At 62.5% G+C, this 7,236-nt stretch carries 10 protein-coding genes; 6 read left to right on the top strand and 4 right to left on the bottom strand.

Annotated elements, in window-relative coordinates:
- The 5 genes from BGO16_RS04820 to BGO16_RS04800 form a co-directional block, all read left to right on the top strand.
- Nucleotides 1–130: AtpZ/AtpI family protein (locus BGO16_RS04820; RefSeq protein ID WP_292617456.1), on the top strand; the 130-nt coding region annotated here is incomplete at its 5' end.
- A gap of 68 nt (nucleotides 131–198) precedes the next feature.
- Nucleotides 199–942, top strand: a complete 744-nt coding sequence (locus BGO16_RS04815) for a F0F1 ATP synthase subunit A (RefSeq protein WP_292612497.1) — start codon at nucleotides 199–201, stop codon at nucleotides 940–942.
- Nucleotides 943–998: 56 nt separating this feature from the next.
- Complete coding sequence (locus BGO16_RS04810) at nucleotides 999–1,226, top strand: F0F1 ATP synthase subunit C (RefSeq protein WP_009796340.1); 228 nt, start codon at nucleotides 999–1,001, stop codon at nucleotides 1,224–1,226.
- A gap of 65 nt (nucleotides 1,227–1,291) precedes the next feature.
- Nucleotides 1,292–1,849, top strand: a complete 558-nt coding sequence (locus BGO16_RS04805) for a F0F1 ATP synthase subunit B' (protein WP_292617454.1) — start codon at nucleotides 1,292–1,294, stop codon at nucleotides 1,847–1,849.
- A gap of 5 nt (nucleotides 1,850–1,854) precedes the next feature.
- Nucleotides 1,855–2,340, top strand: coding sequence for an ATP F0F1 synthase subunit B (locus tag BGO16_RS04800; RefSeq protein WP_292617455.1), 486 nt, complete (start codon nucleotides 1,855–1,857; stop codon nucleotides 2,338–2,340).
- A gap of 130 nt (nucleotides 2,341–2,470) precedes the next feature.
- On the opposite strand, the gene BGO16_RS04795 is transcribed toward BGO16_RS04800, so the two are convergent.
- The 4 genes from BGO16_RS04795 to thrC form a co-directional block, all read right to left on the bottom strand.
- Nucleotides 2,471–3,151: a hypothetical protein gene (locus BGO16_RS04795; protein ID WP_292617453.1), complete on the bottom strand. Its 681-nt coding sequence runs from the start codon at nucleotides 3,149–3,151 to the stop codon at nucleotides 2,471–2,473.
- 194 nt (nucleotides 3,152–3,345) lie between these two features.
- Nucleotides 3,346–3,930 (bottom strand): GNAT family protein, encoded by a 585-nt coding sequence (locus BGO16_RS04790; protein WP_292617452.1) that lies wholly within the window; start codon nucleotides 3,928–3,930, stop codon nucleotides 3,346–3,348.
- A 347-nt stretch (nucleotides 3,931–4,277) separates the two neighbouring features.
- A complete protein-coding gene (locus BGO16_RS04785) occupies nucleotides 4,278–5,567 on the bottom strand; it encodes a pitrilysin family protein (RefSeq protein ID WP_292617451.1) in 1,290 nt (429 codons plus the stop codon).
- A complete protein-coding gene (gene thrC, locus BGO16_RS04780; RefSeq protein ID WP_292617450.1) occupies nucleotides 5,564–6,982 on the bottom strand; it encodes a threonine synthase in 1,419 nt (472 codons plus the stop codon). Before thrC ends, BGO16_RS04785 begins: the two co-directional genes overlap by 4 nt.
- Nucleotides 6,983–7,022: 40 nt before the next feature.
- Between thrC and BGO16_RS04775 the strand changes: the two genes are divergently transcribed.
- Nucleotides 7,023–7,236: hypothetical protein (locus BGO16_RS04775; RefSeq protein WP_292617449.1), on the top strand; the 214-nt coding region annotated here is incomplete at its 3' end.

Raw genomic sequence — 7,236 nt, 5'->3', positions numbered from 1 at the left:
CTGGGGATTCGACCGCTTGCTGTCGACCTCGCCCTGGGGGCTGATCGTGTTTTTCCTGCTCGGCTTCGTGGCCGGCGTGATCAACGTGATGCGGTCGGCGGGCGTGATCCCCGAGCAGACTGACCGATGACGGATGGCTGCCGAGACGACTGAGTTGCTTGAACGCCGGCCAGCCGGCAGACCGAAAGTTGCACGCGGATGATGGACCCGATCCACCAGTTCAACATCGAGAAGATTTTCACGATCGGCCATATCGGCGGGCAGGAAATCGCATTCACCAATTCCTCCGCCTACATGCTGCTCGCCGTGGTGCTGACGTCGCTTCTGATGCTGGCCACCGGCCGCAAGCTCGTGCCCGGACGCATGCAATCCATCGCCGAGATCAGCTACGAATTCGTCGCCGATACCATCCGCACCACCGCCGGCAAGGACGGGATGAAGTTCTTCCCGTTCGTGTTCTCGATCTTCATGCTGGTGACCGTCTCCAATCTGGTCGGCATCATCCCCTACACCTTCACGATCTCAAGCCACATCATTGTCACGGCCGCGCTGGCGTTCCTCGTCTTCTTCACCGTGCTGATCTACGGCTTCTACAGAAACGGCCTGAGATTTTTCAAACTCTTCGTGCCGTCCGGAATTCCGGTCGTGATCCTGCCGCTGGTGGTGGCGATCGAGGTGATCTCGTTCCTGTCGCGGCCGGTCTCGCACAGCGTGCGTCTATTCGCGAACATGCTGGCCGGCCACATCACGCTGAAGGTATTTGCGAGTTTCGTCACCATGCTGGGCGCCATGGGCATCGTCGGCGTGTTCGGTGCCGTGCTGCCGCTGGCGCTGGTGGTGGCGCTCACCGCGCTCGAACTGCTGGTCGCATTCCTTCAGGCCTACGTCTTCACGATCCTCACCTGCATCTACATCAACGATGCCATCCATCCCGGTCACTAGACCGGTTTCCGCAACCTCGAAGTCACTCTCACAAGCCTCAGCAAGGAGTTTGTTCTATGGATCCGATTGCCGCGAAGTATATTGGCGCTGGTATTGCCTGCATCGGCATGGGTGGCGCCGGCGCCGGCGTGGGCATCATCTTCGGCAACTACCTTGCCGCAGCGGTGCGCAATCCCTCGGCTGCCCAGGGCCAGTTCGGCAACCTGATTTTCGGCTTCGCCGTGACCGAAGCGCTCGGCATCTTTTCGCTGCTGATCGCGCTGCTGCTGCTGTTCGCTCTTTAAGATCACTGACTGGCTGACGGGACCCGGAAAAAGCCGGATCCCGATCGACCGCAGAGGAGAAGCCCGTGGCTGAGAGTCATGGCAACGCACAGGGCGCGACGGCCCATACCGAGGCTGACGGTGGGCACAAGGCTCCGTTCCCGCCGTTTCAGAAGGACACATTCGCGTCCCAACTGGTGTCGCTGACGATCGCGTTCGTTGCGCTCTATCTGATCTCGTCGCGGCTGGCCTTGCCCCGCGTCCGCAAGACCATCGATGACCGGCAGAACACGATCGAGGGCGATCTCGCGGAAGCGCAAAAGCTGAGAGACCAGTCCGACGCTGCTTTGAAGGCCTACGAGGCCGACCTCGCAGCCGCGCGGACCCGCGCGCAGGCGATCGGCAACGAGACCCGCGAGAGGCTGAACGCAGCGGCCGACACCGAGCGCAAGGCTCTCGAAGCACAGTTGTCCGTTAAACTCGCCGACGCTGAGAAGGCCATCGCCTCGACGCGGTCGGCGGCGATGAGCAACGTCCGCGGCATCGCGAGCGATGCGGCAACGGCGATCGTGCAGCAACTGACCGGCGCAACGCCTGACAAGAGCCTTGTCGACAACGCCGTCGAAGCCTCGATGAAGGGATGACGACCATGTTTGCCGAGCCGGAAACCTGGGTTGCCATAGCCTTCCTGATCCTGATGGGCGTCTTCGCCTATGTCGGCGTGCACCGCACGGTGCTGTCCGCGCTCGACCGTCGCAGCGCTCGTATCAAGTCCGAACTGGACGATGCGCGGCGCCTGAAGGATGAAGCCACCAAGCTGCTCGCGGACTACAGGGCCCGCCACGCCAGCGCCGAGCGTGAGGCGCAGGACATCATCGCTTCGGCGAAAGCCGAGGCCGAGCGCATCGCGGCAGAAGCAAAGGGCAAGATGGAAGATTTTGTCGCGCGCCGCACCAAAACTGCGGAAAGCAAGATCGCGTTGGCGGAAGCCCAGGCCGTCGCCGACGTTCGTTCCGCCGCTGCGGATGCAGCGGTTGCCGCCGCCTCCGCCATCCTGTCGAAGTCCGTGAAGGGACAGGTCGCCGACGACCTGCTCGCCAAGGGCGTCAGCGAGGTTCGCGCCAAGCTGAACTGAGTTTATTCAGATCCCACGACAAGCCGGCGCAATCATTTTGCGGCGGCTTTTTTCTTGCGCGTGAGAGGGGAACGCCTCGACCGGCCATGACGTGTGTTGAGGGCTTTTTCAACTGCACCCGCGCGCTTGATTATCTTCGCTTGCCGCGGGAGCGCGGCTCAGGCTTCAGCGCCTGCGGGTCGAACCCGATGTAAAACACATATCGATCGGCGGCAGAGCCTTGCGGCACCGGATAGACGATGTCGCTCGACACGAAACTGTACGTCCCGCCTTCGTCGCCCGACAGGTTTACCGTGACCGTATAGGCCTTGGTGGCGATGGTTTTCGAGGAGACGCCATCCTCGACGACCGCGACGCGCAACGGCACCTCCACCGTCGGCGGCGCGCCCGCCGGCCCCACGATGACGCGCCCCTGAATACCCACCTTGATCGCGATCTGATGGGTGTCGGTGTTGTAATCGCATTCTCGCGCGGTCTCGCCGATAGTCGCCTGGTAGCGGAGGTCCGGGCCGCTTGCAGCCTTGCCTGGCAGGCCGACCGCATATGTCGATGCACCGGAACGGATGGTCACGGGCGGACAGGTGAGGTCGTCCGGCGCGGAAGCCGTCGTACCCGATGCAGGCGCCCGCTCCGGCTGCGAATGGATGCCGAACAGGCTCTTGAAACGATCGCCAAGCGATTGCGATTGCGCCGGCGCGACCGCGACAATGCAGCATGCTGTTGCCGCGGCCGCCAGACGAAACGGAAAGCGTCGTGGTTGCCCGGCGTCACCCGGTCCACGCGCTTCGGTCGAATCCGCAACAGGAGCCATTCGCGCCGTCCGATCATTGTTTCCACGCGGCGGCTTTATAGCAAGGCAATGACGGAAATCCCAAGGCGCAAAACGGCCGCACAACACCCCGTTTCTGTCGAGCGAGATGCGTTTGCGTGGCTCTGGCCCCCTGTTCACGCAGATATGAAATGCAGCGCGCTCGGACCTGCGCTCACACGACGCAGGCGAACCGCTCAGTCGTGAAAATCATCGTGCAGCATCCCGAACAGCAGGTGATCCTGCCAGATCCCGTTGATGCAGAGATAGCGCCGCGCAAGTCCCTCGCGCGTGAAGCCGCACTTTTCCAGCACCCGGATCGAAGGCGCATTGCTGGGAATGCAGGCAGCCTCGATGCGATGCAGGTTCAGTTCGCCAAACAGCGTCGGCAGCAATACCCGCAGCGCTGCGGTCATATAGCCTCGTCCCGCATAGGGTTCGCCGATCCAGTATCCGATGGTGCCGGCCTGCACGATGCCGCGCCGGACGTTGGCAAGCGTGACTCCGCCCAGCATGACGCCATCGGATTCGCGGAGCACGATGAACGGATAGGATCTGTCGCCGGCGATATCCTCCGCGTAACGGCGCAGTCGTCGCCGGAAGCCGGCGCGGGTCAGGTCATCCGATGGCCAGATCGGTTCCCAGGGTGTCAGATAGGCCCGGCTGTATTCGCGAAGCTGCACCCATTGCTGAAAATCGGCCGCCTCAGGCGCACGCAGCAACAGGCCGCGTCCCCGCGGCATGAGCGACGGCGCACTGGATGGCAAACGAAACAGAGCCATGGCGTTCCCCGATACAGAACTCGTCAGCCCTGACCTCGCGCATGATCCCGAAAATGGGAACCGTTTTCGAACATAAGATCATGCCCGATCCAAAATAAGGCTAGAGCCGTTTCTACTTCTGATGGAATCGGAAGCGGGCTCCAGGATTTTGATTTGATGCGTTCTTCACGCGACCGGCAAATCCATCCTCAGGCCGAGCCCGAGGACATGCCTGGCTTTGAAACTGCTAGACGCTGTTCAGACTCCATAGCGTTTTCGAGCGAAGTGGATACCGGTTCGCGTGAAGAAAACGCGTCAAATCAAGAGCCTAGAGCCTTTTCATTGTTTCCCTGAAACGGTGAAAGACTCTAGTGAAGCAGCGCTCTCGCCTTCGACTGCGCCAATCCTTCCGCAAAAGTCACCGCCCTGTCCAGCCCCCTGCCGCTGCCGAGCGCGACGACCGCGGGACGGCTGCGCTTCAGCAGACTGCGCGCCGCGTCACGGGTTGATTCGATGTTGACGGCATCGATCCTGGCTATCAATTCCGTCGCGCTCTGCGGCCGCCCATAGACCAGCATGTGACGCGCCAGTTGTTCGGCACGGGCGCTGCAACTCTCCAGCGCCATCAGCAATCCGGCTTTCATCTGCGCTTTCGCACGCGCGATTTCCGCCTCGGTCAGCGTCTCCACCGCCTCGCTGATGACGTCGACGACGACTTTCATCATTTCCGGCGCATCGCTCGGATCGGTGCCGGTGTAGAGCCCGAAGAATCCGGTGTCGGCGTAGGGCGCATGAAAAACATAGATCGAGTAGCACAACCCGCGCTTCTCGCGGACTTCCTGAAACAGCCGCGAGGACATGCCGCCGCCGAGGATGTTGGCGAACACCTGCAGCGGGAACAGCGAGCGGTCGGTCTGCGACAATCCCTCCAGCGCCAGCGTCAGATGCGCCTGTTCGAGGTCACGATGCACCACCCTGGAGCCGCCCTCGCCAAATTTCGCTGCTTGCGGCTTCGGCGCCGGCGCGGCATCGAAGCCCGTGAAACGCCGCTCGACCTCGGCGACGACCGCCTCATGCTCGACCGCTCCGGCAGCGGCCACCACCATGTCCGGCCCGCGATAATGCGTCGTGAGATAGCCGTGCAGCATCTCGCTGTTGAATCGCTTCAGCGTCTGCGGCGTGCCGAGCAGCGAACGTCCCATCGGCTGGTCGGGATAGCAGAGTTCGTTGAGATGCTCGAACACCACGTCGTCGGGGGTGTCCTGCGCCGCGCCGATTTCCTGTTCGATGACACTCTTTTCGCGTTCGAGTTCCTCTGCGGCGAAGCTCGGATTGGACAGGATGTCGCTGAGCACGTCGAGCGCAAGCGGAACGTCCGCCTTCATCACCCGCGCATAGTAGGCCGTGGTCTCGACGCTGGTGGCGGCGTTGAGATCACCCCCGACCGCCTCGATTTCCTCGACGATCTCCCGCGCCGTCCGCGTGGCGGTCCCTTTGAAGGCCATGTGTTCGAGCAGGTGCGAAATGCCATGTTCGCTCGGCTTCTCGTCGCGGCCGCCGACCCCGGTCCAGACCCCGAGCGCCGCTGTTTCCAGATGCGGCATGGTGTCGGTGACGACCGTGAGACCGGACGGCAGCTTGGTCACCTCGACACTCATCCCGCAACTCCCTGCTTGGCGGCGCGGCTGACGGACAGCACGAACCGTTCGATGTCTGCCTGATCGTTGTTCACGACCGTGATCCGCTCGGGACGCGTCATCAAGCCGTCGAGGCAGGCCGGCAATTGCGGCCGCACGCCGCAGGCGGCCTCGACCGCATCGGGAAACTTCGCGGCATGGGCGGTCGCCAGTACGATATTGGGAATCCTGGAATCGGAGGCGTCGCGGTCGGCCACCGCGAGCGCCACCGCGGTATGCGGATCGACGAGATCGCCGACCTCGCGCCACGCCGTGCGAATCGCGGCCGCCGTCTCGGTCTCGTCGGCACTGCCGGCGTCAAAATCACAGCGGATTTCAGCCAGAACGGAATCCGGCAGCACGAAGCGGCCGGACTGCTGCAACGACGACATCAGCGCGCGCACCTGCGCGGCGTCGCGACCGGTCGCCTCGAACAGCAGCCGCTCGAAGTTCGACGACACCTGGATATCCATCGACGGCGACGTGGTCGCGTGAACCTCGCGCACCTCGTAGATGCCGGTCTTCAGGGTGCGCGCTAGGATATCGTTGACATTGGCGGCGATGCGCAGGCAGCGCACCGGCAAACCCATCTTCTTCGCAACGTAGCCGGCGAAGATGTCACCGAAGTTGCCGGTCGGAACGGTAAAATCAACGGTGCGCGTCGGCGCGCCGAGCGCGACCGCCGAGGTGAAATAATACACGACCTGCGCAACGATCCGCGCCCAGTTGATCGAATTGACGCCGGAAAGCGAGACCTCGTCGCGGAGGCGGTGGTTGTTGAACAGCCCCTTCACGATCGCCTGGCAGTCATCGAAGGTGCCCTTGACCGCGAGCGCGTGGACGTTTGGCGCGTCTGTCGTGGTCATCATGCGCCGCTGCACGTCGGAAATGCGGCCATCCGGAAACAGCGCAATCAGATCGACATTATCGCGGCCCGCGAACGCGTCCACCGCAGCACCGCCCGTATCGCCAGAGGTCGCCACCACGATAGTGGTTCGCTGACCGCGTTGAGCCAGCACATGATCCATCAGCCGCGACAGGAGCTGCATCGCCACGTCCTTGAACGCGAGCGTAGGGCCGTGAAACAGCTCCAGCATGAACTGATTGGGTCCGATCTGATCGAGCGGCACCACCGCCGGATGGCGGAACGTCGCATAGGCCTCGTTCGCCATGCGGCCGAGCTCAGCATCGGAGATATCGCCGGCCACGAAAGGCCTGATGACCTCGACGGCCACCTCCCAGTACGGCCGGCCGGAGAGGTCCGCAATGGCATCGGGCGACAACTGCGGCCAGACCTCAGGCACATAGAGACCGCCGTCGCGAGCGAGCCCGGATAGCATCACATCGCAGAACCCGAGTTTGGGGGTCTCGCCACGGGTCGAAAGATAATACGTCAAGCCGGCCTCCGGAGGCGGCATAGGATGCCAAGGATCGATATTGAATCGCTTCGCCTTTGAGCGACAGCCCTTCACCATAGAAGGTTTCGCGGTGAAGGGGAAACCGGCAGAAAGAAAAACAGCCGGCGCAAACGACGGCTACTCCAAAAGGTTTTCAAGCGAAACACATCCGGAGTTTCACTCGAAAACCATGTCGCTTCGCGCCCGCTCCAACCGGCCTTTTTGGTGGCTTGGAGTATTTGTCATTGGTTTTT

It is taken from the genome of Nitrobacter sp. 62-23 (genome assembly GCF_001897285.1).
GTDB lineage: Bacteria > Pseudomonadota > Alphaproteobacteria > Rhizobiales > Xanthobacteraceae > Nitrobacter.
This window is presented reverse-complemented; position numbering and strand designations above follow the sequence as displayed.